This window comes from Brevibacterium sp. UBA7493 (assembly GCF_002479565.1).
In the GTDB taxonomy this organism is placed as follows: domain Bacteria; phylum Actinomycetota; class Actinomycetes; order Actinomycetales; family Brevibacteriaceae; genus Brevibacterium; species Brevibacterium luteolum.
Map to the genome: position 1 here is coordinate 85,838 of NZ_DLOD01000010.1, position 26,705 is coordinate 112,542.

25 protein-coding genes are annotated in these 26,705 nt (G+C 68.1%); 10 read left to right on the plus strand and 15 right to left on the minus strand.

All coding sequences use genetic code 11. The annotated features are described in order from the left end of the window. Positions 1–10: 10 nt before the first annotated feature. The 9 genes from B4E96_RS06460 to B4E96_RS06500 all read right to left on the minus strand — a co-directional run bounded on the left by B4E96_RS06460 (position 11) and on the right by B4E96_RS06500 (position 8,309). Positions 11–496 carry an NUDIX hydrolase gene (locus B4E96_RS06460; RefSeq protein WP_217007395.1) on the minus strand — a complete coding sequence of 162 codons (486 nt, stop codon included), beginning with the start codon at positions 494–496 and terminating at the stop codon, positions 11–13. A 58-nt stretch (positions 497–554) separates the two neighbouring features. Further along, positions 555–1,700: a tRNA (adenosine(37)-N6)-threonylcarbamoyltransferase complex transferase subunit TsaD gene (tsaD, locus tag B4E96_RS06465; protein WP_286956840.1), complete on the minus strand. Its 1,146-nt coding sequence runs from the start codon at positions 1,698–1,700 to the stop codon at positions 555–557. Further along, entirely contained in the window at positions 1,697–2,221 is a 525-nt protein-coding gene (locus B4E96_RS06470) for a hypothetical protein (protein WP_286956841.1), read from the minus strand. Before B4E96_RS06470 ends, tsaD begins: the two co-directional genes overlap by 4 nt. A gap of 50 nt (positions 2,222–2,271) precedes the next feature. After that, positions 2,272–2,838, minus strand: coding sequence for a ribosomal protein S18-alanine N-acetyltransferase (gene rimI, locus B4E96_RS06475; RefSeq protein WP_259797342.1), 567 nt, complete (start codon positions 2,836–2,838; stop codon positions 2,272–2,274). Further along, on the minus strand, positions 2,835–3,533 hold the full coding sequence (tsaB, locus tag B4E96_RS06480; RefSeq protein WP_286956842.1) for a tRNA (adenosine(37)-N6)-threonylcarbamoyltransferase complex dimerization subunit type 1 TsaB: 699 nt from the start codon (positions 3,531–3,533) through the stop codon (positions 2,835–2,837). The genes rimI and tsaB overlap by 4 nt, the downstream gene beginning before the upstream one ends. Further along, positions 3,530–4,180: a tRNA (adenosine(37)-N6)-threonylcarbamoyltransferase complex ATPase subunit type 1 TsaE gene (gene tsaE / locus B4E96_RS06485; protein WP_349680642.1), complete on the minus strand. Its 651-nt coding sequence runs from the start codon at positions 4,178–4,180 to the stop codon at positions 3,530–3,532. Before tsaE ends, tsaB begins: the two co-directional genes overlap by 4 nt. Then, positions 4,177–5,451 carry an alanine racemase gene (gene alr / locus B4E96_RS06490; RefSeq protein WP_259797348.1) on the minus strand — a complete coding sequence of 425 codons (1,275 nt, stop codon included), beginning with the start codon at positions 5,449–5,451 and terminating at the stop codon, positions 4,177–4,179. The genes tsaE and alr overlap by 4 nt, the downstream gene beginning before the upstream one ends. An 87-nt stretch (positions 5,452–5,538) precedes the next feature. Then, positions 5,539–7,005 (minus strand): NAD(P)H-hydrate dehydratase, encoded by a 1,467-nt coding sequence (locus tag B4E96_RS06495; protein WP_286956843.1) that lies wholly within the window; start codon positions 7,003–7,005, stop codon positions 5,539–5,541. Beyond that, the gene (locus B4E96_RS06500) at positions 7,002–8,309 is read right to left on the minus strand and encodes a M20 metallopeptidase family protein (RefSeq protein WP_286956845.1); all 1,308 of its coding nucleotides are present in this window, start codon (positions 8,307–8,309) and stop codon (positions 7,002–7,004) included. The genes B4E96_RS06495 and B4E96_RS06500 overlap by 4 nt, the downstream gene beginning before the upstream one ends. Positions 8,310–8,432: 123 nt before the next feature. Here B4E96_RS06500 and B4E96_RS06505 point away from each other — a divergent pair, with 123 nt between their 5' ends. Beyond that, positions 8,433–10,337: an HNH endonuclease signature motif containing protein gene (locus B4E96_RS06505; RefSeq protein WP_286956846.1), complete on the plus strand. Its 1,905-nt coding sequence runs from the start codon at positions 8,433–8,435 to the stop codon at positions 10,335–10,337. An 18-nt stretch (positions 10,338–10,355) separates the two neighbouring features. Here B4E96_RS06505 and B4E96_RS06510 read toward each other — a convergent pair whose 3' ends face one another. The 4 genes from B4E96_RS06510 to B4E96_RS06525 form a co-directional block, all read right to left on the minus strand. Then, on the minus strand, positions 10,356–10,868 hold the full coding sequence (locus B4E96_RS06510; RefSeq protein ID WP_259797374.1) for a holo-ACP synthase: 513 nt from the start codon (positions 10,866–10,868) through the stop codon (positions 10,356–10,358). A gap of 15 nt (positions 10,869–10,883) precedes the next feature. Next, positions 10,884–12,755, minus strand: coding sequence for a glutamine--fructose-6-phosphate transaminase (isomerizing) (gene glmS, locus B4E96_RS06515; RefSeq protein ID WP_286956847.1), 1,872 nt, complete (start codon positions 12,753–12,755; stop codon positions 10,884–10,886). 116 nt (positions 12,756–12,871) lie between these two features. Beyond that, positions 12,872–14,407 (minus strand): flavin monoamine oxidase family protein, encoded by a 1,536-nt coding sequence (locus tag B4E96_RS06520; RefSeq protein WP_286956848.1) that lies wholly within the window; start codon positions 14,405–14,407, stop codon positions 12,872–12,874. Beyond that, the gene (locus B4E96_RS06525; RefSeq protein WP_165883470.1) at positions 14,307–14,903 is read right to left on the minus strand and encodes a TetR/AcrR family transcriptional regulator; all 597 of its coding nucleotides are present in this window, start codon (positions 14,901–14,903) and stop codon (positions 14,307–14,309) included. The genes B4E96_RS06520 and B4E96_RS06525 overlap by 101 nt, the downstream gene beginning before the upstream one ends. Positions 14,904–15,080: 177 nt before the next feature. On the opposite strand from B4E96_RS06525, the gene B4E96_RS06530 reads away from it, so the two are divergent. The 5 genes from B4E96_RS06530 to B4E96_RS06550 all read left to right on the plus strand — a co-directional run bounded on the left by B4E96_RS06530 (position 15,081) and on the right by B4E96_RS06550 (position 20,268). Beyond that, entirely contained in the window at positions 15,081–16,418 is a 1,338-nt protein-coding gene (locus B4E96_RS06530) for an APC family permease (RefSeq protein ID WP_286956850.1), read from the plus strand. Between the two features lie 138 nt (positions 16,419–16,556). Further along, the gene (coaA, locus tag B4E96_RS06535) at positions 16,557–17,660 is read left to right on the plus strand and encodes a type I pantothenate kinase (protein WP_286956851.1); all 1,104 of its coding nucleotides are present in this window, start codon (positions 16,557–16,559) and stop codon (positions 17,658–17,660) included. 125 nt (positions 17,661–17,785) lie between these two features. After that, positions 17,786–19,666 carry an ABC transporter ATP-binding protein gene (locus B4E96_RS06540; protein WP_286956852.1) on the plus strand — a complete coding sequence of 627 codons (1,881 nt, stop codon included), beginning with the start codon at positions 17,786–17,788 and terminating at the stop codon, positions 19,664–19,666. A 3-nt stretch (positions 19,667–19,669) separates the two neighbouring features. After that, a complete protein-coding gene (locus B4E96_RS06545; RefSeq protein WP_286956854.1) occupies positions 19,670–19,939 on the plus strand; it encodes a hypothetical protein in 270 nt (89 codons plus the stop codon). Continuing rightward, complete coding sequence (locus B4E96_RS06550; RefSeq protein WP_286956855.1) at positions 19,936–20,268, plus strand: GNAT family N-acetyltransferase; 333 nt, start codon at positions 19,936–19,938, stop codon at positions 20,266–20,268. Before B4E96_RS06545 ends, B4E96_RS06550 begins: the two co-directional genes overlap by 4 nt. 14 nt (positions 20,269–20,282) lie before the next feature. Here the strand turns inward: B4E96_RS06550 and B4E96_RS06555 are convergent, their stop codons facing one another. Further along, positions 20,283–20,801, minus strand: a complete 519-nt coding sequence (locus tag B4E96_RS06555) for a hypothetical protein (protein ID WP_286956856.1) — start codon at positions 20,799–20,801, stop codon at positions 20,283–20,285. A 218-nt stretch (positions 20,802–21,019) separates the two neighbouring features. On the opposite strand from B4E96_RS06555, the gene B4E96_RS06560 reads away from it, so the two are divergent. From B4E96_RS06560 to B4E96_RS06575, 4 genes are read left to right on the plus strand one after another with little or no spacing between them, the layout of a single operon-like run. Beyond that, positions 21,020–22,576, plus strand: a complete 1,557-nt coding sequence (locus tag B4E96_RS06560) for an ABC transporter substrate-binding protein (RefSeq protein ID WP_286956857.1) — start codon at positions 21,020–21,022, stop codon at positions 22,574–22,576. A 5-nt stretch (positions 22,577–22,581) separates the two neighbouring features. After that, positions 22,582–23,661: an ABC transporter permease gene (locus B4E96_RS06565; protein WP_286956858.1), complete on the plus strand. Its 1,080-nt coding sequence runs from the start codon at positions 22,582–22,584 to the stop codon at positions 23,659–23,661. Further along, the gene (locus B4E96_RS06570; RefSeq protein WP_204514210.1) at positions 23,658–24,569 is read left to right on the plus strand and encodes an ABC transporter permease; all 912 of its coding nucleotides are present in this window, start codon (positions 23,658–23,660) and stop codon (positions 24,567–24,569) included. The genes B4E96_RS06565 and B4E96_RS06570 overlap by 4 nt, the downstream gene beginning before the upstream one ends. Next, positions 24,566–26,248 carry an ABC transporter ATP-binding protein gene (locus B4E96_RS06575; RefSeq protein WP_286956859.1) on the plus strand — a complete coding sequence of 561 codons (1,683 nt, stop codon included), beginning with the start codon at positions 24,566–24,568 and terminating at the stop codon, positions 26,246–26,248. Before B4E96_RS06570 ends, B4E96_RS06575 begins: the two co-directional genes overlap by 4 nt. Positions 26,249–26,292: 44 nt before the next feature. Here B4E96_RS06575 and B4E96_RS06580 read toward each other — a convergent pair whose 3' ends face one another. Next, complete coding sequence (locus B4E96_RS06580) at positions 26,293–26,508, minus strand: DUF6968 family protein (RefSeq protein WP_286956860.1); 216 nt, start codon at positions 26,506–26,508, stop codon at positions 26,293–26,295. Positions 26,509–26,705: the final 197 nt, after the last annotated feature.

Here is a 26,705-nt window from a genome sequence, read left to right on the forward strand (position 1 = left end):
GTGCCGTGTTTCAGTCGTCGAGCACTGCGCGCAGCTGCGGCCAGGCGGCCGCGAAACCGGGGTGCAGCGGATAGTCGGCGACCTCGTCAAGGGGCACCCAGCGCAGGTCGAGGCTTTCGATATCGGCGATGAACGCCTCGAGGTGTTCGGTGGCTTCGGAGATGACGGTGGTGTACGACCAGCCGTCTTTGTCGACGACGTGCGTGTCGAGGATCTTGATGCCTGAGCCGTCGAGAGCCGGCACACCGGCTTCTTCATGGCATTCGCGGATCGCCCCGGCAGTCGGAGTCTCATCGGCGTCGATCGCCCCGCCGGGGATCCCCCACGTGTCGCCGTGGGCTGACCAGGGCACTCGGTGCTGCAGCAGCACACCGCGTTCGCGGTCGTGGATGAGCAGTCCTGCGGCACCGAACCTGCCCCAGAAACGTCCCTGCGGGGTTTCGATCCAGCCGTCACCGGACCGGCGGCGGGCACGCAGCTCCTCGATCGGCGGCATGGACCGGCGCGCCTCGGCTGGAGTCGGGCCCCTGTCGGGTTCCACAGGTCCGCTGCGGTCAGGGTCGGATGTAGACATCGCGCACCTCCAGTGAGGAGAAGACTGCGAAGTCCTCTGGTGAGGGCGGCAGTCCGCGGGTGACGAGTTCGGCGCCGAGGGCGGCGACCATCGCACCGTTGTCGGTGCACAGCTTCAGCGGCGGGATCCGCAGGGTGACGCCGGCCTCGCTGCAGCGTTCGGCCAGGGTCTCGCGCAGCCGCCGGTTGGCCGCCACTCCCCCGCCGAGCATGATGTGGTCGATGCCGTGATCCTCACACGCGAGCAGCGTCTTGGTCACGAGCACGTCGACAACGGCTGTCTCGAAGGATGCGGTGACGTCGGCTAAGCGCAGGTCGGTCAACTGCCGGCTGGTCTCCGGGTTGCCGGCGGCGCGTGCGGCCTCGTAGGCGGTGACGAAGCGCAGGGCTGCGGTTTTGAGCCCGGAGAAGGAGAACGAGTAGCGGCGCTGAGGGTCGCGGAGGTCCTTAGCGGTGGAGAGTCCGCGCGGGAATTTCACGCTGGCCGGGTCGCCCGGCTGGCCGGTGCCGTCAAGGATGCCGGCGGCGGCTTTCGAGATGTTCGGCCCGCCCGGATAGCTCAGGCCCAGCAGCCGAGCGGTTTTGTCGAAGGCCTCACCGGCGGCGTCGTCGATGGTGGCGCCGAGCAGTTCGATGTCGTCGACAAGGTCGCCGATGCGCAGGATCTCGGTGTGCCCGCCGGAGACGAGCAGCGCGATCGACGGGGTCACCGGGCCCGAGGCGGTGGCTGGGTTCTGCAGATCGTCGGCGACGAGGTCGACGGCGATGTGGGCGGCGAGATGGTTGATGCCGTACAGCGGCAGCCCGGTGGCCGCTGCGAGGCCTTTGGCGGCGGCGACGCCGACCATGAGCGCTCCGGAGAGCCCGGGGCCTGCGGTCACGGCGATCGCATCGATGTCATCGAGGGTGACGCCTGCGTCGGTGAGCGCTTCGTCGATGGTCGGGCCGATGGCGTGGATGTGGGCGCGGGAGGCGACTTCGGGCACGACGCCGCCGAAGCGCACATGCTCGTCCATCGAGGAGGCGACGGTGTTCGTCAGCAGGGTGCGCCCGCGCACGATCCCGACGCCGGTTTCGTCGCAGGAGGATTCGATGCCGAGGACGAGCGGGCCGTCGCTAGAGCTCATCGACTCTCCTCAGTGGCATTCACGCGCGCTTCGTTCGTGAGGGCGGTGAAGGTCTCGTCGAGGAAGGCGGGGTCGCCCTGGCTGGCCATCGGATGGCCCAGCTGCTCGGCGAGCAGCTCGAGGTGGCTCGGCCACAGTCCTTCGACCTGGCTGTCGATCGAGTCGGCGACGGCCGTGCAGTCGGGGTGTGGGCGGGTGACGATGACCTCGGTGGTGCTCTCGTCATCCTCGGCGGGCCGGAGGCTGAAGCCGGTGAGCCCGAAGTCGGCGAAGTCGAGCATCACATCGGATTCTTCGGCGCAGTGGATGATCTCGGCGGTGAAGGTCTCGCCGTCGCCGGCGTCGAAGGTCAGTGCGTCGCCTGCCCGCGTGTACGGCGCGAACCACACACCACAGGCAGCAGGGTCTGCGATCTGTGCCCACACCTCGGCGGCGGTCACCGGCAGTCTCGTGCGGATGTCGAGGTCGACGCCGTCTTCCCAGGGCACGAGTGAGAAGCGCAGGACAGGCGAGGATGTCATGGCTTCAGGCTACCAATTCCGGGCCGCGCAGTTCGGTCAGTCGAGGAGTGTCACAGGAGTGCGCGCATGAGCACGGCGTCGGCGTCGCGGTAGTAGCCGGGGCGGCGGTCGAGTTCTACGAATCCATCGGCGGCGTACATCGCCTGGGCGGCGGTGTTGTCGGCGCGGACGTCGAGGTGGACGGCTTCGACGCCGTTGGCGCGGGCGTGGTCGAGCAGGGCGTCGAGCAGCCGGCGGCCGATCCCCTGCCGGCGGGCGTCCGGGTGGGAGGCGATCGTGAGGATGTCGGCCTGCGGGCCGGAAACGCTCAGGCCGGCGAAGCCGAGGAGTTCCGGGCTCGCGGCGTTGCCGACAGCTGCGGCGTCGAGGACGATGAAGTGCCGGCCCGGGGCTGCCAGCTCGGACCAGAAGTAGGCCTCTGACCAGGCGTCGGCGCCGAAGATCTCGGCGTCGAGGGCGGCGATGGGTGCGATGTCGAACCAGCGCATCCGCCGGATCACGGCGTCGCCAGCACCTGTAGCCTCGGTTTGAGCCGCGGCTTCTGCGGCGGGGCCGGTTCCTGCAGCAGTGTCGGTTCCTGCAGCGGGGTCGGCTTCTGCAGCGGGGTCGTCGCTCATCGCAGGCTCGTCTCGCGGCGGACGGCTGCGGCGGCGTCGGGGGCGCGCAGGTACAGCGGGGTCGTCGGCCACAGCTCGCTGCCGGATGCCAGGATCCGGTGGGCGGCGATTGCCAGGCCGGCCGCGGCAGGAGGTGCCGTGTCGAGGATCGGGTCGGCCACCTCGGGCACGGCGAGCAGCTCAGGGTAGAGCTCGAACCCGCCGCCGATGCCCGCTGGCGCCTGCTGCCCTGCCAACTCGGTCAGGTGGGCGGCGAGGTCGGACGGGGCCGAGACCTCGGGTCCGGCCGCAGCGACGGGCACACCGTGCTCATCGAGACCGCTGAAGCGGGTCCAGTAGACCTCTTTGCGCCGCGCATCGGTGGCCGCGAGCAGCGGGGCGGACTGGTCGAGGCTGCGGTAGGCGCGCACGGCGAGTGCGAGGTGGCTGGGCACGCCGGCGGCGGGGATGGCCGCGCCGAGGCTGTAGCCGATGGCGGTGGCGATGCCGGCGCGCAGGCCGGTGAACGGGCCCGGCCCGACTCCGGTGACGACGAGTTCAGGGGCCGGCTGGCCCTCGGTGAGTTCGCGGACGGCTGGGCCGGTGAGCTCGGCGTGCTTGCCGCCGGCGGCCGCGCTCCACTCGGCGAGGACGGTCTCGCCGTCGGTCAGTGCGGCGGTGGCCGTGGCCGAGGTGTCGATCGCAAGGATGATCATGCGGGCTCCTGCTCTGCGAAGGCGGCGGCGATGGCGCTGATGCGCGTCTTCCAGCTCGGCCCGGTCGGGATGAGCCGGATCGTGCGGGTCTCGTCCTCATCAGCCTCGGTGAGGTCGACGGGGCCGGGGGCGTCGCCGAGGAGATCGGAGACGTCGAGGGACCCGGTGTCGGGGCCGGCAGCCGGGTCGCTGCCGGGGTCGTCTGCGCTCGTGGCTGGGTCGGCGTCCGATGCCGCCTCGGGGTCCTCGCCTGCGCGGGTGATGACGATCTCGAGGCGATCGGCCGAGAGTTCTTCGGCCAGGCCGCGGCCCCATTCGATGACGGTGACGGCTTCGTCATGCCCGTATTCGAGGTCGAGGTCGGAGAATTCGGCGGCGTCGCCGAGGCGGTAGGCGTCGACGTGCACGAGCGGCGGCCGGTCCTCGTGCGGGTTCGCGTGCGCGCGGGCGATGACGAAGGTCGGTGAGGACACCCGGCCGGTCACCCCAAGGGCGGTGGCGAGGAACTGGGTGAGCGTCGTCTTCCCGGCACCGAGGTTGCCGGTGAGGATGAGCACGTCACCGGCCTGCAGCTGGGCGGCGAGCAGCGAGGCGAAGCGCTCCATGTCCTCGCGGTCGCCGATGGCAAGGTGGGTGGAGTCGGTCACCGGCCACCGCCTCGGGCGCGGTCACCGGGCGCGCTGGCGGCATCCGCGCCGATGGTGATGCGGTCGACGCGGGCGCTGATGCAGGTGACGATCTCGTAGTTGATCGTCTCGCACCAGTCCGCCCACTCTTCAGCGCTCGGGCCGGTGGTGCCGTCACCGATGATGATCACCTCGTCGCCGATCGCCACCTGGCCGCCGTCGCCGGCCGGGCCGATGTCGAGGATCATCTGGTCCATCGCGATGCGCCCGACGATCGGGTAGCGGCGCCCGCCGATGGCGACCTCGCCGCGGTTGCCGGCGATGCGCGGCAGGCCGTCGCCGTAACCGCCGGCGACGAGTGCGAATCGGGTGTCGCGCTCACACCGGTAGGTCAGGCCGTAGGAGGCGCCGTGACCTGCAGGGACGTCCTTGACGTTGAGGACCCGGGAGGTGAGCGTCATGACCGGGGTGAGGCCGAGCTGCGCGGCGGTCTTGTCTTCGAATGGGCTGATGCCGTAGAGGCTGATGCCGGCGCGCACGTGGCTGCCGGGCACCGGGTTGAGGGAGAGCGCGGCCGGCGAGTTGGCGAGGGTCACCATGAGGTCGTCTGCGCGCAGGGCGTGCGGCAGTTCGGCCTGCAGGCGGCCGTAGAGGGTGTCGAAGCGGTGCAGCTGGTCGACGGTCGCCGGGTCGCCGGGGATGTCGGCGTTGGCGAAATGGGTCATGATGCCGGTCACCCGCACCGGCGCCGAGGCGGAGGTTCTGGTGGTTCCGGTGGCGCGGGCGGTGGTGCCGGTCGCGGTGGCGAGTTCGCGCAGCCGGTCGAGCACGGTTTCGAGCTGCGGCAGGGAGAGGCCGTTGCGGCCCAGCCCCGTGTCGAGTTTGAGGTGCACGTCCTGAGTGCGCCCGGTCGCCCGGCCTGCGGCGATGGCGGCCTCGAGGGCTTCGGGGGTGGAGATGCCCAGTTCGATCCCGGCGCGTGTGCAAACAGTGAGGTCGGCAGCCGGGTCGAAGAGCCAGCACAGGATCCGAGCCCCGGAATCCGGGCCGAGCAGCTGGGACAGGGCCACCGCCTCGGGCACGGCCGCCACGGCGAAGTCCCGCAGTCCGGCGGCATACAGCGCAGGGGCGACGATGTCGGTGGAGTGGCCGTAGGCGTCGGCCTTGACGACGGCCATGAGCTGGGCGGGAGCGACGCGCGCGGCGACGGTGCGGGCGTTGTCGATGAGTGCCGCGGTGTCGATGCGGGCGGTCACGACCGATCCGGTCGCTGCCTGCGCCGCTGCTGCCATGGGCTGTCTCCTTCGTTGTCGGTGGGTGGTGCCGCCGTGGTGCGGGCCGGCCGCACGTGGCCGTCGTGCCGTTGCCGGGCGCGTGTCTCAGATCTGGTCGAGCACGGCGAGGACGTCGGCTTCGAGGGCGGCCGGCAGGTGCGAGGCGTGAGTTGCGTGCGCGCCTGCGCGCGCGTGCATGAGCACTGCCAGCCCGGCCAGGTCGGCCAGGTCGATGTCGGTTCCGTGCGTGGTGGCCAGCAGGGTTCCCAGGATACCGGTGAGCACGTCGCCGGTGCCGGCGGTGGCCAGCGTGGCGGGCCCGGGTTCTGGTGCGACGACGGTGCCGTCGGGCCGGGCGATGATCGTCCGGTTGCCCTTGAGCAGCACGATCGCCTCAATCACTTGGGCGGCGCGCACGGCGTGGGTGACCGGTTCGGCTTCGACCTCGGACCGGGTGGGGGCACCGGTGCCGAGGCGGGCGAGCAGGTCTGAGAGCTCGCCGGCGTGCGGGGTGAGGATACAGCTGGTCTCCAGCGGCCGGGTGAGCAGCGACAGGCCGCCGGCGTCGATGACGAGCGGGACGTGCTGGGATTCCGCGGCGGTGATCGCCTGCTGCATCGCCAGCCGGTCCGGAGCACCCGGCCCGATCGCCCACGCCTGCACGCGCCCGGCGTCGGTGACGACCTCCGGGTAGGTCTGCAGGACGGTCTCGGTCACCTCGGCGGGTGCCAGGAGCCGGAGCATGCCCACACCGGTGGCGACCGCCGCCGAGGCGGTGAGCACGCCGGCACCCGGGAAGCGGGCGGAGCCGGCGACGAGGCCGAGGACGCCGCGGGAGTACTTGTGGTCGCCTGCTTGCGGGCGCGGCCAGAGGGTCGCGAGGGCGGCATCGTCGGGGACGTGGACGGCCGGGACATGGGGCGACATGTCGAGGCCGATGTCGACCATTGTCACCTCGCCGGCGGCATCGGCGCCGCCGGGCAGCAGGAGGCCGGCTTTGTCAGCGCCGAAGGTGACGGTGTGGGTAGCGCGCACATGGGTGGGCCCACAGGCCCCGGTCGAAGCGTCGACGCCGGTGGGCGCGTCGACGGCGACGACGAACTGGGAGGAGGCAGCACTTCCCTGCCAGTCGCGGATGAGGGCTGAGAGGTCATCGGGCAGGCCCGGTTTGGCGCCGGTGCCGAGCACCCCGTCGATGACGAGATCGGCCCGCCGCAGCTGGGCAGCGATCACGGCAGCGGTTTCGGGGCTGAAGGCCTCGGTCCGCCCACCGGCTGAGATGAAGGCGGCGCTGCCGGCCGGGTGCTGCTTGCCGAACACGTCGACGGCGGTGACGTGGGCGCCGCGGTCTGCGAGGTTCGCGCCGGCGTAGAGGGCGTCTCCACCGTTGTTGCCGGCACCGACGAGCATGACGACGCGGCTGCCGGGGATCTGGCCGCGTTCGCTCAGCAGACGGCGGCACACGGAAGCGAGGCCGGCCGCCGCGGCGCGCATGAGCGCCTCCCCGCGGCCTGCGGCCAGCAGCGGTGCCTCGGCTTCGCGGACGGCGGCAGCGGTGTACCCGAGTCTCATGACAGCTTCCCTTCGGTCTCAGCCTCCTCCACCTCGGGAGCGGTGGCCCCAGCATCACCGGCAGTTGCAGCGGCACCCGGCCAGGCGGGTGCCGCGGCGGCATGCTGGTGGAGTCTGCCGGCGGCGAGCTCGGCGAGGAAGCGGGCGTGGTCGGCGAGTCCCTCATCGGTGTGGCGGGCGCGCGGTGAATGGTTCGAATCCTGCTCCTCGGCCACCGTGCCCGGCAGCGCGGCACCGAGGTGGCCGTAAGTGCCCGGCACCTGTTGGAGGATGCGCGAGAAGTCCTCGGAGCCTGGTTTCGGCACCGTCACAAGGTGCGTGCGGCTCGGGCCGAACACCTCGGCGGCGGTGTCGAGATAGAACGCGGTCTCGGTCTCATCGTTGATGACCGGCGGCAGCACCGACCGGTAGTCGACGTCTGCCTCCAAGCCGTGGGCGGATACGAGGGTGGACACGAGGTTCGGCAGCTCAGCTTCGGTGCGGGCGGTGGTGGCCTGGGAGAAGCAGCGGATCCCGACGGTGAGCTCGGCGGTGTCGGGGATGACATTGGGTGCGGTGCCGGCATGGAACTGGCCGACGGTGATGATGACCGGGTCGAAGGCATCGAAGCGGCGGGTCGCATACTCCTGCAGCTGGCCCACCAGCATCGCGCCGGCCTGGATCGGGTCGCGGCCGGTGTGCGGGCGGGAGGCGTGTCCGCCCTTGCCGCGCACAGTGATGTTCATGATCGAGAACGCCGACATGTACGAGCCCGGCCGGCAGTACAGGTTACCGAGCGGCTGATCAGCTGACACGTGCACCCCGAAGGCGGCGATGACCGGCACTCCGGCGGCCTCGAGGACCCCTTCGCGCAGCATGTGACCGGCACCGTCGTAGCCCTCCTCGCCGGGCTGGAACATGAAGATGACGTCGCCTGCCAGCTCGTCGCGGACGTCGTGGAGCAGCCGCAGCGCTCCGTACAGACCGGTGGTGTGCAGGTCGTGGCCGCAGGCGTGCATCGCGCCGTTGGTGGAGGCGAAATCGAAGCCGGTCGCCTCAGTCACCGGGAGGGCGTCCATGTCCCCGCGCAGCAGCACCGCCACGGGGTGCTCCGGGTCGCGCTTGCCGCCGCGCAGCACGACCGTCAGCGAGCTCAGCGACTGCCCATAGGTGACCTCGACATCGAGACCGTCGAGCCCGGCTGCGACCCGGGCCTGGGTCTTGGGCAGGTCGAGGCCGAGTTCGGGTTCGCGATGCAGATCGCGGCGCAGGCGCTGGAGTTCGGGCAGGAGGGCAGCCGCTGCGGCGGCGCTGATGATTGACATAGTCCCAGCCTAACCCCGCCGCACCCGCGATCCGGAAGCGATGTCAGTGGGTCCCGATAGCCTGAAACCACGACGAAATCAGCAGCCGCTGATCGGCTGCACCCTCACAAGGAGGTGAGAGGAATGGACCCCGATGACGACCCGCAGCTGGCCGTCGAGGTGCCGGCGAGCCCGGTGTCGCTGCTGGCTGATCATGTGGCCGCCTACAACCGGCAGCTGGGCCGCTATGAGGCGGTGCAGATGTACGGGCTGGCGCAGCTGGCCTTCGCGGTGCTCAACATCGACGACCGGCTCGCGACCCTGCCGCTGCAGCATCGGCCGGCCGCTCCACCGGAGACAGGCGGGCCACCCGGCCCCGAGGCGGTGGCATGCGCGCCTGCATTCGATCCCGCGCGCATGGTCGGGTTCGTACCCGCGATGCCCGGGGTGACGGCGCCCGAGGCGGTGCTCCCCTCCCCTGCGGACGTCGCCGCAGGCCTGCGGCAGGTGCGCTTCAGCGGCTCGCTCATGTCGTGGTTCTGCGCCAATGACCGGGCTGAGAACGCGATACGCGTCGTGGTCTCGACGATGCACGACTGCTCGCTGCAAAAGGCCTACACCCTGGTATCGCGGGCGCTTGTATCGTTCGTCGGCCTACCGCGGCTGACCGCGCTCGTGCTGCGTGGACAGGTGCCCTTCGAGCGGCTGGACTACACCGCCCGCAAGAGCAGCGACCTCACGCTCGCGCAGCTGGAGGAGATGGACGCGTCTGTCTCTGCGATCCCGGCACACCGGCCGATGCGCGAGGTGCGCCGGCATGTCGACATGGAGCTGGCGACGATCGTGCCCGAGGACGAGGCCGTTGAGCAGATCCACGAGCAGCGGGCGGTGCTCTTCGAAGCGCTGCCCGATGGCAGTGCGACGCTGACCCTGCGCGGGCCGCTGGCTCCGCTGACGGCGCTGTACAAGCGCACGCTCGCCTGTGCCCGCGGGGTCGTGCGCCAACAGCTCGACGCCTTCGGCCTCGACCGCGGTGACACGGCAGGCAACGATGCGGAGCTGCAGCTGGTGGAGGATCGCACGATCCCGCAGACGATGTTCGACATGCTCACCGGGATGGCTCCAGCTACCCAGCTGCGCGTCGAACACGGCGACGGCGGAACGCAGCTTTTGGAGGTGTCGTGTCCCACGAGTGCCGAATGGTTGCGCCGACAGGCCACCGTCAACGTCACCGTGCCGGTGATGACCCTGCTCGGCCGTGCCGAGCTGCCCGGTTCGCTGGAGGGCCAGCATCCGATTCCAGCCGTGACGGCCCGGCAGTTCGCTGCCGAGTCCTCGACGCTGTACCGGCTGCTGACCGATCCGCTCACCGGTGAGGTCCTCGATGAGCCCGCGCAGAAGTACGCGGTGCCGCGGGCGGTGCGCACGACGGTGCAGGCGGCCTGGTCGTGGTGCACGGCACCGGGCTGCAGCCGCCGGGCCTCGACGTCGGAGACCGATCACATCGAGTCGTTCAACCACCGTGACCCGTCTGCTGGCGGGCTGACGCAGGTGGGGAACATGCAGCCGCTGTGCAAGACCCATCACGACCTCAAGACGCGCGGGCATCTGCGCGTGGTCAAGGGCGATGATGGTGTGCTGCGGTGGACGATGATGTTCGGGCTCACCGGTGAGGCGCGCAAGCCGCGCAATCCGGTCGAGCAGCGACAGGCGCGGATCATCGGTGAGGCACTGCCGGAGCCGATGCGCACCCTGCTGCACGATGACGCCACACCCGGTTCGCACTGGGCGACAAGCCCACCGGCCGAAGCCGAGCGGGCAGCCAACGCAGAGACTGCTACCGCGCCGGCAGAGCCTGATGCGGTGTATCTCGATACGGCCACTGAGCTGGCCCAGCATTACCTGGGCCTGGCACGGGCCGACGAGCTCAGCGATGCCGCCAGGCGCGAAGCACTGCGGGAGGAAACGCAGGAAGAAGGACCGCAGGAGGACGGATCCTCAGAGGAGGGAACCAGCGGAACGCCATCAGACGACGCTCCCCCGTTCTGACCAGCAGGCTCAGTCGGCTTAGCGCTGGCGCTTCTCTTCGGCTAGCCGTTCTTTTTCGGCTCGTCGCTGCTTCCGCCGCTCTTCCAACGCGGCGAGTGCCTCCGGGCTGCCCGGCAGCAGCGGGGGCGGCTGGTCGACAGGCGGTGTCAGCGGTGCGCCTGACCCTTCGACGATGACATAGGTCATCGTCACCCGGGCATCATGGGTGATCGACAGGTGGATGTTCTCCCCTCCGATCTTCCGGAAGTGCTCGAGCACCGGCCCGGAGAGCCGGAACGACGGCGCACCCGAAGGCGCGGAGACGACTTCGGCGTGCTGCCATTCGATGATGCCCGGATACTGCATCGCCTTGACGAGTGCTTCCTTCGCGGAGAACCGTGCGGCCAGCGACTCCGGTGTGCGCAGCTTGCCGTTGCGTTTGAGCTGCTCGGCGGGGGTCAGCAGCCGGTCGAGCAGCTCCGGCACCCGCTCGATGTGCTCAGCGAACCGCGGCACATCGGCGATGTCGAGGCCGATTCCGATGATCCCCATAGCTGCCTGCCTGTCTTACTCGACGGTGACGGACTTGGCGAGGTTGCGCGGCTGGTCGACGTCCAGGCCCTTCATCGTCGCCAGTTCCATGGCGAAGAACTGCAGCGGGATCGTCGTCAGCAGCGGTGCGAGCAGCGTCGGGGTCTGCGGGACGTAGAACACCTCGGAGGCGTACTCCTGCACAGCCTCGTCACCCTCCTCGGCAATGACGATCGTGTTCGCACCGCGAGCACGGACCTCCTGGATGTTGGAGATGACCTTCGCGTGCAGGGAGTCACGGCCTTCCTTGCTCGGCACGATGATGAACACGAGCTGCCCGTCCTCGATGAGGGCGATCGGCCCGTGCTTGAGCTCACCGGCAGCGAAGCCCTCAGCGTGGATGTAGGCGAGCTCCTTGAGCTTGAGCGCACCTTCGAGCGCGACCGGGTAGCCGACGTGGCGGCCGAGGAACAGCACCGACTGGGTGTCCTGCACACTGCGGGCAAGCTGCTCGACCTGCCCCTTGAGCTGAAGGACCTTCTCGATCTTCTCCGGGATCTGCTGCAGCTCATCGAGGATGACGCGCACCTCATCGGTGAATTTGTTCCCACGCAGCTGCGCCAGGTACAGGCCCAGCAGGTAGCAGGCGACGATCTGAGACAGGAACGCCTTCGTCGAGGCGACCGCCACCTCGGGACCGGCGTGCGTGTAGAGCGCCGCATCGGACTCGCGCGGGATCGTCGAGCCGTAGGTGTTGCAGATCGCGACGACCTTTGCACCCTGCTGGCGGGCGTGGCGCACCGCCATGATCGTGTCCATCGTCTCGCCGGACTGCGATACGGCGACAACAAGGGTCTTCTCGTTGACGACCGGGTCACGGTAGCGGAACTCGTGGGCGAGTTCGACCTCGACGGGGATGCGGCACCAGTGCTCGATCGTGTACTTGGCGACCTGGCCGGCGTAGGCGGCGGTGCCGCAGGCGATGACGATCATCTTGTCGATTGACTTGAGGATCGTCTCATCGACGTGGATCTCATCAAGGGTCAGCTTGCCGTCGGCATCCATCCGGCCGAGCAGCGTGTCGGCCACGGCCTGCGGCTGGTCGTGGATCTCCTTGTCCATGAAGGAGGCGAAGCCGCCCTTCTCGGCAGCGGCGGTGTCCCAGTCGACGTTGAAGCTCGTACCCTCGACCGGGGTGCCCTCAGCGTCGATGATGGCGACGGAGTCCGGGGTGATGGTGACGATCTCGTCCTGGCCGATCTCAACAGCCTTGCGGGTGTGGTCGATGAAGGCTGCGACGTCGGAGCCGAGGAAGTTCTCGCCCTCGCCGAGCCCGATGACCAGCGGCGAGTTGCGGCGGGCAGCCACGACAGTGCCCGGCTTATCGGCGTGCACGGCCAGCAGCGTGAACGCTCCTTCGAGCTCGCCGGCGGTCAGGCGCATCGCCTCGGTCAGGTCCTTGGTCGTGGCGTAGTTCTTCGCCAGCTGGTGGCCGGCGACCTCGGTGTCGGTCTCGGAGAGGAACTCGACGCCATCGGCCTGCAGTTCGGCCTTGAGGGAGGCGAAGTTCTCGATGATGCCGTTGTGGATGACCGCCAGCTGGCCGCCGTCGGCAAGGTGCGGGTGCGCGTTGTCGTCGGTCGGCCCGCCGTGTGTGGCCCACCGGGTGTGGCCGATGCCGGTCATCGCCGCCGGCAGCGGGTGGGCTTCGAGCTCCTCGGTCAACGCCGAGAGCTTGCCGGCCTTCTTCGCACTGGCGACCTGGCCCTCATCGGTGACGAGCGCGACGCCGGCTGAGTCGTAGCCGCGGTATTCGAGCCGCTTGAGGCCGCCGAGCACGACGTCAAGGGCGCTGTGGCCCGCTGCTTCGGGAGTTGACGATGAAACGTATCCAACAATTCCGCACATAGATTTCAGTCTAAACCCGCCAGCGCCCAGCACCTGCACCTTCGCGCCCACCCGGCGCGTGACGTCTGCGACTCTGCACCGGCTGGTCGATCCCGCTCCCGAGGCGGTGATTGCGCTCAGCTGAGCGCGTCGCTGACCTCGTTGGCTGCCCGCCGGCCGCTGCGGACTGCCCCGTCCATGTAGCCGTTCCATTCGGTTGCGGTTTCCGCTCCGGCCCAATGCACAGGGCCGACGGGCCGGCGCAGCTCCTCACCGACGTGCGTCCACAGCCCCGCTCCGAGCCGGCCGCCGTAGCAACCGCGCGTGAACGGCTCAGCACTCCAGTCACGCTGCAGCACTTCGAGCGGCTTGCGCGCATTTTCACCGAAGAAGTCGGCTAAGCACTCAAGCACTCGCGCGGTGCGCTCATCCTCCGGAACACCGGCGAAGGCCTTCGCGTGGTGACCCTCGACGAAGGCTACGAGGATCCCGGACTCCTCGCCGGGAATGCAGTTGTCGTAGACGAGCGCTACATCGTGATCAAGGCTGAGCACCGTGCCCCGCAGGCCTGCATCGCGCCAGAACGGCCTGGCATACCGGAGCTGGAACTTGATGACGTTTCCGCCGGGCATCTGGGAGGTGAGAACGTCGCGGTTCGGCGGCATCGGCGGGTCGTACCGCAGCCGACCTGCCAACGTCGGCGGCAAAGTCACGACAGCCCGGCGAGCACGCACATCATTCGTGGTGGTGTGCACTGTGACGCCGTCGTCGCCGTATGTCAGTCCTGTGACCTCGGTGCTGAGATGCACACGTTTCCCCAGCCGGCTCGCCAGACGCTCGGAGATCTGGTGAGTGCCGCCTGACACGCGCGCCTCCTGCGCCCCGCCGATCGTCGCCATCATGCGGTGCAGCCCACCGCCAGCGGCAAGGTAGAAGAGACAGTGCAACGCGGAATACTCCTCGGATTCGGCTGCGAAGATCGTTGCGAGAAGCACGTCGAGCACGTTTCGAACTTCAGGCGTTGGGACGTTCTCCGTCAGCCATTGCTGTGTTGTCATGCGATCCAGCTCCATCGCTCTGTTCGACAGCCATGGTCGCTCGATGTCGATACCAGCGCAGGTGCGGTCAATCATGTCCACGGTGGACTGGAACTCAGCGGCCAGTTCGTCGGTCAGTCCGATCGCGTCGTCGTCGCTGGAGTGGATCTGTCCACCGATCGCCAGGAGCGTCTTGCCTTCGTCGTAGACCGTGAACGTCTCCAAACCGAGGTCGTCGATCAGCTCCAGTACGGCGTCCTGAGTCGGCCCGACCCATTGCCCGCCGAGCTCGATCGAGAGCCCGCCTGAGAATGTTCCGTTCTCGTTTCGGCCGGCGACCCGGTCTCGGGCCTCGAGCACAATGACGTCGTATCCAGCCTCCACGAGCTGTGTCGCAGCGGTGAGGCCGGAAAGCCCAGCGCCAACGACCACCACGTCGTGGTCCGGCGCGACGTTCTGCGTCTTCATAATCTCTGTCTCCGATCTTCGAGATGCCCAATGCATATGCCCTGAGCGAAAGTCCTGGGGAGGTGTCTCAGCTGCACAGGTCTTCGGGAGAGAGACCCAGGCTCTCTCCAATTGCCTTTGCCAGTTGACGTCGCAGAGCCTCGCGGTCGCGGTACTGGACGAGACCATGCGCGTTGAGGCCATCCGCCACCGCAATGATGTGCCACGCGGTGGCGTCCGGATCTCTGCATTCAACGTCACCGGCATCGACGGCGGCTTCGATCAGCTGTTGGATGAATGCTTGCCACGCGTCCATATGCGCACGTACTTCTGCGGCGATGGGCAATACCCGTAGGCCGTAACTCCACGCGTCGAGCCAGAGTGCTGAGGCCCCTTCGCGGCCCGCTCTCGTGAGCAGCTCGGTCAGCAGTCGCAGCCGGTTGCGCGTGCTCGTCTCTGTCTCCACCACCTCGCGGAAATCTTCCAGCTCGGCAGTCAGCACGCGACCGACGGTTTCGGCTCGCAGAACGTCCATCGAATCCACGTAGTGGGCGATAAGCCCCGGCACCACACCCATCCGCTGCGCCAGCGAGCGCACCGTGACCGCAGCAAGACCGTCAGACACCGCAATGGCATCTGCAGCCTCGCGCATCTCGGCGCGACGCTGCTCAGCAGACTTGCGCACTCTCGGGCCCGCCATCTCTTGACACCGTCCTGTCCGTTGCCTAGGTTGTGACACACGCCATATTGGTCACCTGACCAATATGACTGCTCCCGCTTGACGCGTCAACCCGGCAACCACTGCTCACACCGACGTCGAAGCTGGTGCAACGCAGCACCGCACTCGAGAGGAACCCTCCGCATGACACCTGAGAGCACCACCATCCACAGTCCGACGCTGCGCCGCTCGCTCGGCATTCCGACTCTTGTCATGTTCGGCCTTTCGTACATGGTGCCGATGACTGTCTTCACCACATACGGCATCGTCAACGAGATCACTCAGGGTCATCTGTCACTGGCCTATGCGGTGACCTTGAGCGCCATGGTCTTCACCGCGGTCAGCTATGCCGTGCTCAGTCGCGAAGTGCCCGCCGCTGGCGCCGCCTATGACTATGCGCGCGCTGGTTTCGGCGGCCATATCGGCTTCATGACCGGCTGGGTCATCATGGTCGACTACATTCTCCTGCCGATGCTCAACTACCTGCTCATCGGCCTCTATCTCCACGAACAGTTCCCCGCCGCACCCGCCTGGATGTTCTCAATGGCTGCCCTCCTGCTCGTCCTCGTCCTCAACATCGTCGGCATCAACGCCGTCAAGCATGCCAATGTTGTGCTCGTGTCGCTGCAGGTGCTCTTCTTCATCATCTTCGCCGTCATGGCAGTGCGGTCCTTCGACGCGAACGTCAGCCTTCTCGATCCGTTCATCAGCGGGGATATCGACGCTTCTCTCATCATGGCGGGCGCGGCGATCCTGTGCCTGTCCTTCCTCGGGTTCGACGCAGTCTCGACGATGTCGGAGGAGGCCAAGGAGCCACGGCGAACAGTGCCCGTCGCCGTCATCCTCACGACTCTGGCAGGCGGAGGGATCTTCATCGCCATCTCCTGGCTGGCACACATGGCCCATCCGAACTTCATCAACGGAGAGGGCGCCGATACCGCAGCCCTCGACATGCTCATGCACATCGGCGGGAACCTGCTCGTCGCACTCTTCCTAGCCGCGTATGTCACTGGCGCCCTCGGCTCAGCCCTCGCCTCGCAGGCAAGCGTCTCACGGATCCTCTACAGCATGGGCCGCGACGGTGTGCTGCCACATCGCATCTTCGGTGTCCTGAGCGAGCGGTTCCGTACTCCAGTCGGAGCGATTCTCGTCGTCGCTGTCATTTCAGTCTCAGCAGTCTTCGCCAGCGTCGATTTCGTCGCCTCCATCGTGAGCTTCGGCGCGCTCACTGCCTTCACCGTCGTCAACCTGGCCGTCATCTCGATCTTCCTCGTGCAGAAACGTCACCGAGGAGCGCCGTCGATTCTTCTCTACGGTCTCGTGCCGGTCATCGGTTTCGGCCTGACGTTGTGGCTGTGGACGAGCCTTTCAGGTTCAACGCTGTTCTTCGGCTTGCTCTGGGTCGCACTCGGCGTCGGATACCTGGCCGTCCTCACCCGCGGGTTCCGCGAACCGCCCCCATCTCTCAACCTGCGGGAGTAACCGCTTCAGCCAGGCCGACGGTCCCCGTTGCCGAGTTAACCGGTGCCTGTGCTCGTATCGGCAGATCTGCCAGCCTCGCACCCGTCCACCCGAGGAACCGCGCCACAGCTTCTGGGCTGCTCGTGCAACAATGTCGGCATGACCCCAGGCACCCACGCCCCTGACGATGACGGCAGCACCCGGATCGACAGCTTCCCGGCCGCAGGCAGCCCTGCCGGATCGTCCCTCGACGCCGAACGCGAACTCGCCGGCCTGACGCCGGCGCGCGCCGGTGAGGCTGAGAGCGTCGCCACCCCGTACTGGGAATTCGACCGCGCCTCCTGGTCGTTGCTGGCCGAGAACTCCGAACTGCCGCTGTCTGCCGCCGATGTCAACCGGCTGCGCGGCCTCGGCGACACCATCGACCTCGCCGAGGTCGAGACGATCTACCTGCCGCTCTCACGCCTGCTCAACCTCTATGTCGCCGCCCGCGGCCAGAAGCACCAGCTCACCCGCGAGTTCCTCGCCCCGCTGCGCAACACCGGCAAGGATCCCGCGCCCAAACGCACCCCATTCGTGATCGGCGTCGCCGGCTCGGTCGCCGTCGGCAAGTCGACGACTGCGCGCGTGCTGCGTGAGCTTCTCGCCCGCTGGCCCTCGACCCCGCGCGTCGAGCTCATCACCACCGACGGATTCCTCTTCCCCAACGCCGAACTCGAACGCCGCGGACTCTCCGGCCGCAAAGGCTTCCCCGAGTCCTACGACCGGCGCGCCCTGCTGCGGTTCCTCTCAGCGGTCAAGTCCGGGGTTCCCGAGGTGCGGGCCCCGATCTACTCGCACCACACCTACGACATCGTCCCCGGCGCGCAGGTCACCGTCCGCTCCCCCGATGTGCTCATCGTCGAGGGCCTCAACGTCCTGCAGCCCCCGCGCCCACGCTTCGACGGCCGGGTCGGCATGTCCGTCAGCGACTACTTCGACTTCTCAGTCTTCGTCGACGCCAACACCGCAGATGTGCGCGACTGGTACATCCGCCGGTTCATGAAGCTCAAAGCCGGCGCCTTCCGCGACCCCGACTCCTACTTCCACCGCTACTCCACGCTCGGTGACGAGGAGGCTCGCTCGCTGGCCGGCGAGATCTGGGATTCGATCAACGCCCCGAACCTCGCCGAGAACGTGCTGCCCTCGCGTGGCCGAGCCGACCTCGTCATGCGCAAGGCCCGCGACCACTCGATCCGCCGCATCCGGATGCGCAAGCTCTGAGCTGAGCAGCCCCGCCGGGAACACGTGAGCGCCTCCCCGCAGTTGTACCCACTGGGCGTGCCGCCCCGGCACCCCGCCGACACCAGCGCACACCCCCGCCCGGCCCGCACCCTTGAGGAGACTCCATGACGACACCCTCGCCCCTGGCGCTCATGCACCGCACCATGGCGTCGCAGCGCCTGCACGGCCAGGGCTCACGCTCTGGCGGGCTCTCCGCCGACATCCTCAAGCGGATCTGGCGCTTCGCGGCCGGCCACCGCCACCTGCTCATCGGCTTCATCGTCCTGTCCGTCGTCATCTCCGCCATCGGCGTCATCACCCCGGTGCTCGCCGGCCGCGTCGTCAACGCCATCACCGAGACTCAGGACATCTCCGCGATCATCACGATCGCCCTCATCATGGCCGGCCTGGCACTCGCTGACGCGGCACTCGGCCTGGCCAGCCGCTACCTGTCCGCCCGTGCCGGCGAAGGGCTCATCTACGACCTGCGCACCGCCGTGTTCGACCACGTGCAGACGATGCCGATCGCCTTCTTCAACCGCACCCGCACCGGCGCGCTCGTCTCCCGCCTCAACACCGACGTCATCGGCGCCCAGCGCGCCTTCTCCAACACGCTCTCGGGCATCGTGTCGAACTTCGTCTCCGTGCTGCTGACCGTCGCCGTCATGGTGACCGTCTCCTGGCAGGTTACGCTGCTCTCGATCCTGCTGCTGCCGATCTTCTTCATCCCCGCCCGCATGTTCGCCGGCCGGCTCGCCGCCCTCCAGCACGAGGCCGCCGACTACAACGCCGCGATGTCCACCCGCATGACCGAGCGCTTCGCCGCCGGCGGCGCCACCCTCGTCAAGCTCTTCGGCAGCCCGGCCCGCGAATCCGAACAGTTCGCCGCCCGCGCAGCGCGGGTGCGCGACATCGGCGTCAAGACCGCGATGCTGCAGACGAGCTTCGTCACCGCCCTCACCCTCGTCTCCGCTCTCGCACTCGCCCTCGTCTACGGCCTCGGCGGCGTCCAGGCCGTGCTCGGCACCCTCAACGCCGGCGCCGTCGTGACCCTCGCGATGCTGCTCACCCGCCTCTACGGCCCGCTCACCATGCTCGCCAACGCCCGCATGGACATCATGAGCGCTGTCGTCAGCTTCGAACGCGTCTTCGAAGTCCTCGACCTCAAGCCGATGATCGCCGAGACCGCGCACCCCCGTGCCCTGCCTGCCGGGCCCCTGCAGGTGGAGTTCGAGAACGTCTCGTTCACGTATCCGTCCGCCGCCGAGGTGTCCCTTGCCAGCCTCGAAGAGGTCGCGATCCTCGACGAGCGCACCGACCACGAGGTGCTGCATGACCTCAGCTTCGAGATCTCACCCGGGCAGACGGTCGCCCTGGTCGGCAGCTCAGGTGCCGGGAAGTCGACGATCGCCTCGCTCGTCCCGCGCCTGTACGACGCCAGCGCCGGCAGCGTGCGCATCGGCGGCGTCGACGTCCGCGATCTCAGCTTCGACGACCTCAAATCCGCCGTCGGCATGGTCACCCAGGACGGGCACCTGTTCCACGAGTCGATCCGCGACAACCTCCTCATCGTCAAACCAGACGCAACTGAGGAGGAGCTGCGCTCAGCGATCTCCCGGGCCCGGCTCGATGCGGTGCTCGCCGAACTGCCCGACGGCCTCGATACGATCATCGGCGAGCGCGGCTACCGGCTCTCCGGCGGCGAGCGCCAGCGGCTGACGATCGCCCGCCTGCTGCTGGCAGCCCCGCCGGTCGTGCTGCTCGACGAGGCCACCTCCGCGCTCGACTCGACCTCAGAGGCCCACGTGCAGCATGCGCTGTCGGAGGCGATGAGCGGACGCACTGCGCTCGTCATCGCCCACCGGCTGTCCACCGTGCGCGGAGCCGATGCGATCCTCGTCATCGAAGACGGCCGGATCGTCGAACGCGGCACGCACAGCCAGCTGCTGGCCGCCGGCGGCCGCTACGCGGAGCTGTACCGCACGCAGTTCGCCGACCAGGAATGAGACATGAGCGCCGAGACCGCCAGCCCGGGCAGCTCCATCGCCGCGCACCCTGACACCGCAGCATCGCAGGCGACCTTCGCGGCGCTGGCCGAGGCGAAGGGCGTCGAGTTTCCGCTGCACACTGAGCGGCTGAGCCTGAGCCTGCCGGCACCATCTGACTCTGCCGGCCTGTGGTCCTACTGGCAGCTGCCGGAAACACATTCGCCGTACGCCGCAGAGACGATGAGAGCAGCGACCCTGAGACAGTCCCGATCCCCGGTGAGGTGCTGGTGAAGCTGCAGGACGCCTCTCCCGAGCTCGCCCACCTAGCCCGCGGCACCCAGGCTGAGACCGGGTGCGTCGTGCACCCCGATGCCACCGGGCACGGCTTCGCCCGCGAAGCGGTCGCTGCTGTCCTCGATCTCGTCGTCGACCTCGGCGTCCGCCGCATCAAGGCGTTCTGCATAGCCGGCAGCACCGCCTCCTGGCGGCTGCTCGGCCGGCTGGGCCTGCGCCGCGAAGGCACCTGCATCGGTGAGGCCCGCCACCGCGACCGCGGCTGGGTCGACGCCTGCTCGTATGCGGTCCTCGCCTCGGAGTGGGTGCAGCAGCGCCGCAGCTGATCAGCACACGTCGATCAGCGCACGTCGCGCTGACGCGGCCCCAAGGGCAGCCGGGCGATGATCGCAAACAGGATGCCTGCCGGGATGCAGATGAGCAGCAGCGACATGAACACGTACAGCGCAGACGGCATCCACACGACGCTGACCATGTAGACGATGACAGGGAAGGCCAGCGCGAGAAACACCGCGGTGATGAGCGTGCCCTTGAGCCCGGCGGCCGGCTTCTTCCAGCGCACGGCGCCGATCGCGAAGTTCGCCAGCGCCGCAACCATGCCCAGCAGCAGGAACGAGCTCATCAGCTCGCCGAAGATCCACGCGAGTCCACCGACAGGTCGGCTCGTCTTCACCGCAGCCGAGGCGCCGGTCACCATCAGCGTGACGAGCGCTGTCGAGCCGGCGGCGACGACGCCGGCACGCACCGGCCGGCTCTCGACGGTGAGGAGGGGCAGACGGCGGGAGGTGCTGGGAACGCGGGAGTGAGAACTTCGTTCGGGCTGGTCTGCAGAGCCGGATTCAGGAGGGGTGGGTGCCATATCTCTACGGTATAACGTGCGAGCAGCCAAAAGACCCGCGTGCGACATGGCGGCTGAACTGGAACGAGCGATCACCACATTCCGGCACTGCCATCGCACCTGTAACGATCACGTCTCATCCCCCACCGTTCGCTCAGCTTCCATGCAGATGCATCACATCTGGGCCCATAATGGAAGGCACGCACAGCAGCATCGACGGCGATGAAGAGATGACGACTATGACGAGATCCCCAGCACGTGCACCGCGCCTGCGCCGCCTGGCTCAGGCGACGACCGCCTCTGCGGCGGTCGCGATCCTCGCTGTCATCAGCGGCTGCTCGCGTCAGAGCGTCGACCTCGGCACCGCTGACTCCGACGACGTCGTCGTCGCCTCGATCTCCGGTGAGCCCGACCAGCTCGACCCGCACTCCACGACCTCCTACTTCGCCTTCGAGGTCCTCGAGAACGTCTACGACACCCTCGTCGAACCCGATCAGGAGTTCAACATGCAGCCGGCACTCGCCGAGTCCTGGGAGGTCAGCGACGACGAGCTGACGTGGACGTTCCACCTGCGCGAGGGCGTCACCTTCCACGACGGCTCCGACTTCACCGCCGACGACGTCGTCTACTCATACCGGCGCATCATCGACGGCGAGCTCGCCAACGCCTGGAAGCTCACGATGCTCAAAGACGTGCGCGCCGTCGACGACCACACCGTCGAGATCGAAGTCGACGCCCCCAGCCCCACCCTGCTCTCAGCGCTCGGCGGGTTCAAGGGCGTGGCGATCGTCGAGGAGGACAACGCCGAATCCGGTGACATCACCACCGAACCGGTCGGCACCGGCCCGTTCGCCGTCGACTCCGCCCGGCCCGGCGACTCCGTGACGCTCAAGGCCAACGAGGACTACTGGGGCGGGGCACCCGAGGTTGCCGGCGTGCAGTTCCGCTACATCACCGAGCACAACACGGCTGTCGCCGCCCTGCGCTCCGGGGAGATCGATTGGACCGACTCGATCCCACCGCAGCAGTTCGGCACGCTGGACAAGGACCAGTCGCTGCACATCGAGTCGGTCATCTCCAACGACTACTGGTACGTGGCGATGAACCAGGCGAAGGAGCCCTACGACAACCCGCAGGTCCGCCAGGCCATCGCCTACGCCGTCGACCGCGACTCGATCGCCCAGGCCACCGGTTTCGGCACCTCGGAGGTCAACCAGACCGCGATCCCCGGATCGAGCCCATGGGCGTATGACTACGCGCCCTTCGAACGCGACACCGACAAGGCCCAGCAGCTGCTCGACGAGGCCGGTGTCGAAGATCTGTCGATGGAGCTGATGGTCACCAACGAGTACCCCGAGACCGTCACCGCCGCCCAGGTCATCGCCGACAACCTCTCCGACGTCGGCATCACGGTCTCGATCACGACCCTTGACTTCGGCTCCTGGCTCGACCGGCAGGGCCAAGGGGACTTCGATGCGCTCCTGCTCGGCTGGCTGGGCAACATCGACCCCGATGACTACTACTACGCCCAGCACCACTCCGAGGGCCCGTCGAACTCGCAGGGCTACTCGAACCCCGAAGTCGACAAGCTCCTCGACGCCGGCCGCGTCGAAATGGACGAAGGCAAGCGGCACGAACTCTACGAGCAGGCCGCCAAGCACATCGTCGACGACGTCTCCTACCTGTACCTGTACAACCCGGCGGTCATCCAGGCCCACACCTCGCGCCTGGAGGGCTACACGATCCGCTCGGATCGGGCCGTCCGGTTCCGCGATGCGAAGCTGACAGAGGACTGATGGGCATGAGCGATCCGAACAGCCACGGCAGCAGCACCGCTCCCGAGGCGCCGGACCGATCTGCAGACACCCCGCGTTCTGCAGATAACCAGTCGAGCCAGGCCGAGCAGACACAGCAGGCGGGCTTCTTCACCCGGCATCCGCTGCTGACGTTCATCCTGCGGCGCATCCTGCTGACCTTCGTCACCCTGCTCGGCGTCATCGTCGTCGTGTTCTTCCTCATCCAGCTCGTCCCCGGCGACCCGGTGCGCATCGCCTTAGGCACCCGCTACACGGATGAGGCCTACCAGGCCCTGCAGCAGGCATCGGGACTCGACAAACCGCTCATCGTCCAGTTCTTCTCCTACATCGGCAGTGCGCTGATCGGCGATCTGGGGGTCAGCTTCCGCAACGGCGAGCCGGTCATGATGCTGCTGCTCGAACGCCTCCCGGCCACGATCTCCCTGGCCCTGTGCGCCATCGCCGTTGCCCTGCTCATCGCGATCCCGCTGGGCACGATCGCCGGTCTGCGCGAAGGCGGCGCCGTCGACTCGATCGTCCGCGTCATCAGCCAGTTCGGCGTGTCCATCCCGGACTTCTGGATGGGCATGATGCTCATCAGCGTCTTCGCACTCGGCTTCGGCTGGCCCTCCTCCGGGTACACGCCGCTGACCGAGGACCCAATCGGCTGGGCCCAGCACATGGTGCTGCCGGCCATCACCGCAGGTGTTGTCTCGGCGGCGATCCTCACCCGGTTCATCCGCACCGCCGTCATCGACGTCTCGCATGCGACCTTCGTGCGCACCGCCACGTCGAAGGGCCTGAAGTACTGGACGGTGCTGACCAAGCACATCGGCCGCAACGCCCTCATCCCGGTGCTGACGATCTCCGGCATCCAGCTGGCCACCCTCCTCGGCGGCGTCATCGTCGTCGAGGTCGTCTTCGCCTACCCGGGCCTCGGCCGGCTCATCTACGACGCCGTCGCCGCCCGCGACTACCCGCTGCTGCAGGGCGCGATCCTGCTCATCGCGTTCATCTTCCTCACCATCAACCTGCTCGTCGACGTGCTCTACGCCATCATCGACCCGAGGATCCGGATCTCATGAGTGCAGAATTGCCGACCCGGCAGAACTCAGACACCAACGCCACGAAGAACACCCGCGCTTCGACGCTGTCGCTGCTCATGACGAACCCGACGGCCGTCTTCGGACTCATCGTGCTCGCCGTCATCGTCGTCCTCGCGCTCTTCGGGCAGTGGATCGCCCCGTACGGTGCCAACGACATCGACGTCCCGCGCGCCCTGCAGGCACCGAGTGGCGCCCACTGGTTCGGCACCGACGAACTCGGCCGCGACGTCCTCTCCCGCGTCGTCATCGCCGCAGCCACCTCGCTGAAGGTCGCACTCATCTCCGTCGGCATCGCGCTTGTCGTCGGTGTCGGCGTCGGTGTGCTGTCGGGTTACCTCGGCGGGGTCATCGACTCGATCCTCATGCGCATCGTCGACGTCGCCTTCTCCTTCCCAGTTCTGCTGCTGGCCCTGGCGATCGTCGCGATCCTCGGCCAGGGCATCGGCTCGGCCATGATCGCCATCGGCATCGTCTACATCCCGATCTTCGCCCGCGTCGCGCGCGCCTCGACCCTGTCCGTCCGCCAGGAGCCCTACGTCCAGGCCGCCCGCACCATGGGCGTGTCATCCGGTCGGATCGTGTTCAGCCATGTGCTGCCGAACATCTCCGGGCCCGTCATCGTGCAGACCTCGCTGTCACTGGCATTCGCGATCCTGACCGAAGCCGCCCTGTCGTTCCTCGGCCTCGGCGTCCAGCCGCCGGAACCCTCGTGGGGCAAGATGCTCTTCGATGCGCAGGGCTTCATGGCCGACGCCTGGTGGATGGCGGTCTTCCCCGGTCTGGCGATCTTCGTCGTCGTACTCGCCTTCAACCTGCTCGGCGACGGCCTGCGCGACGTCCTCGACCCCCGCCAGCGCACCATCATGCAGAACCGGAGGAAGAAGTGAGCCACAACCCTGATCAGGCTCCCGCTCCCGAGGCGGTGGGCACCAACCGTCGCTCCGCGCCCGAGGCGCCGGTCCTGGAGGTCTCGGACCTCACCGTCGGCGTCGGCCGCAACGACATCGTCCACGGCGTCGACTTCGCCGTGGCCAAAGGCCAGACACTCGGCATCGTCGGTGAGTCCGGTTCCGGCAAGTCCCTGTCGGTGCTCTCGGCCACCGGCCTGTTCGAAGCCCCCGGTGGTTACGTGCACGGCTCCTCGACCCTTGACGGCGAGCAGATCGTCGGGGCACCGGCCGGGCTGCTGCGCAGCATCCACGGCCGCCGCATCGGCTTCGTCTTCCAGGACCCGTCGACGAGCCTCAACCCGCTCATGACCTTGGAGGCGCAGCTGGCCGAGGGCCCGATGAAGCACCTCGGGATCTCAGCCTCCGAGGCCCGCGAGCGGTCGCTGAAGCTGCTGACCGAACTCGGGCTGCCCGACCCGGAGCTGCGGCTGGGCTACTATCCGCATCAGCTCTCCGGCGGGCAGAAGCAGCGCGTCATGATCGCCGTGGCTCTCGCGTGTGAGCCTGAGGTGCTCATCGCCGATGAGCCGACCACCGCTCTCGACGTCACCACCCAGGCCGGCATCATCGACCTCGTCGCCGGCCTGCAGCGGTCCCGGGACATGGCCGTCATCTGGATCAGCCACGACCTCGGGGTCATCGGCCAGATCGCTGATGACGTCGTCGTCATGCGCGCAGGCGAGATCGTCGAACGCGGCAGTATCGCTGACATCTTCGAGCGCCCGCAGCACGAGTACACGAAGACGCTGCTGGCCGCCCGCCCGCTGCTGCGCACCCAGCAGGACGCCGGCACTGAGGACACGCACGCCGACCGGGAGGAGCAGGGCGACCCGCTGCTGCGCATTCAGGACCTGACGGTCGACTTCGAGGTCTCCTCCCCCACCGGCAAGCGCACGATCACCGCCGTCAAGGATGTCAGCCTCGATGTCTACCGCGGCCGCACGCTCGGCATCGTCGGCGAGTCCGGTTCGGGCAAGTCGACGATCGCCAATGTGCTCACCGGTGTCGTCGAACCGGCCTCCGGTGGCGCACGCATGAGCGGGGATCCGGTGCTCGGGCTGTCGGGTGCCGATCTCAAGACGATGCGCCGGCGCATTGCGATGGTCTTCCAGGATCCGTTCGCCGCCCTCGATCCGCGCATGACTGTGCAGCGTTCGATCGCCGAACCGCTCATGGCGCACAGTCTGGTGCCTCGGCGGCAGCGCCGGCAGCGCTGCGCCGAGCTGCTCGACCAAGTCGGTCTGGATGCGTCGTTCATCGAACGCTATCCGCATGAGCTCTCCGGCGGGCAGCGGCAGCGCGTGTGCATCGCCCGCGCACTGGCCGTAGACCCCGAGCTGCTCATCCTCGATGAGTCGACCGCCTCACTCGACGTCTCGATCCAGGCGCAGGTCCTCGACCTGCTCGCTGAGCTGCAGGACGAGCACGGCTTCGGTTATATCTTCATCGGCCACGACCTGGCTGTCGTCGAGCAGGTCAGCGACACCGTCGCCGTGATGAAGGACGGTGAGGTCGTCGAATACGGCACCGCCGAACAGATTCTGCGCGAACCCCAGACCGACTACACCCGTCAGCTCATCGACGCTGTCCCACCGGCCGAGCCGGTGCGCGCCTGAGGCTGCTCCAGCATGAGTGTCGCGCCTGCGCCGGCTTCTGATGTTCAGCCGTCGGGCAGGCTGAGCTGCTCCAGCTCCTCGATGACGCCGGTGAGCTGGATCGTCAGTTCGAGTGCCTGAATACCGTCGACGCCGCAGACCTCCTTGCCGAAGTCCTCGCCCAGGCCGGCTGTCTCGAAGCGGCAGATCCACTCGGTCTCCGGTGCATCGCGTACCGGAGGCGGCAGGCTGATGGGATCTGCACACGCTGCCTGCGCCACGTCGGTGCGGGTGAGGGCGCGGTCGTGCGGTGCAGGGTCATGCGGTCGTACGGGGTGATGCGCTCATGTGGGTCTCATGCGGGGAGGTATGTGGGGAGTCCTCTCGCGGCTTGCTGCGCTCGGGGAATCGACGGCTGTGGCCCTGAACAGTACGTGCTCAGGGCCACCGGTCGATAGGACTCACGTGCTGGAGCCGG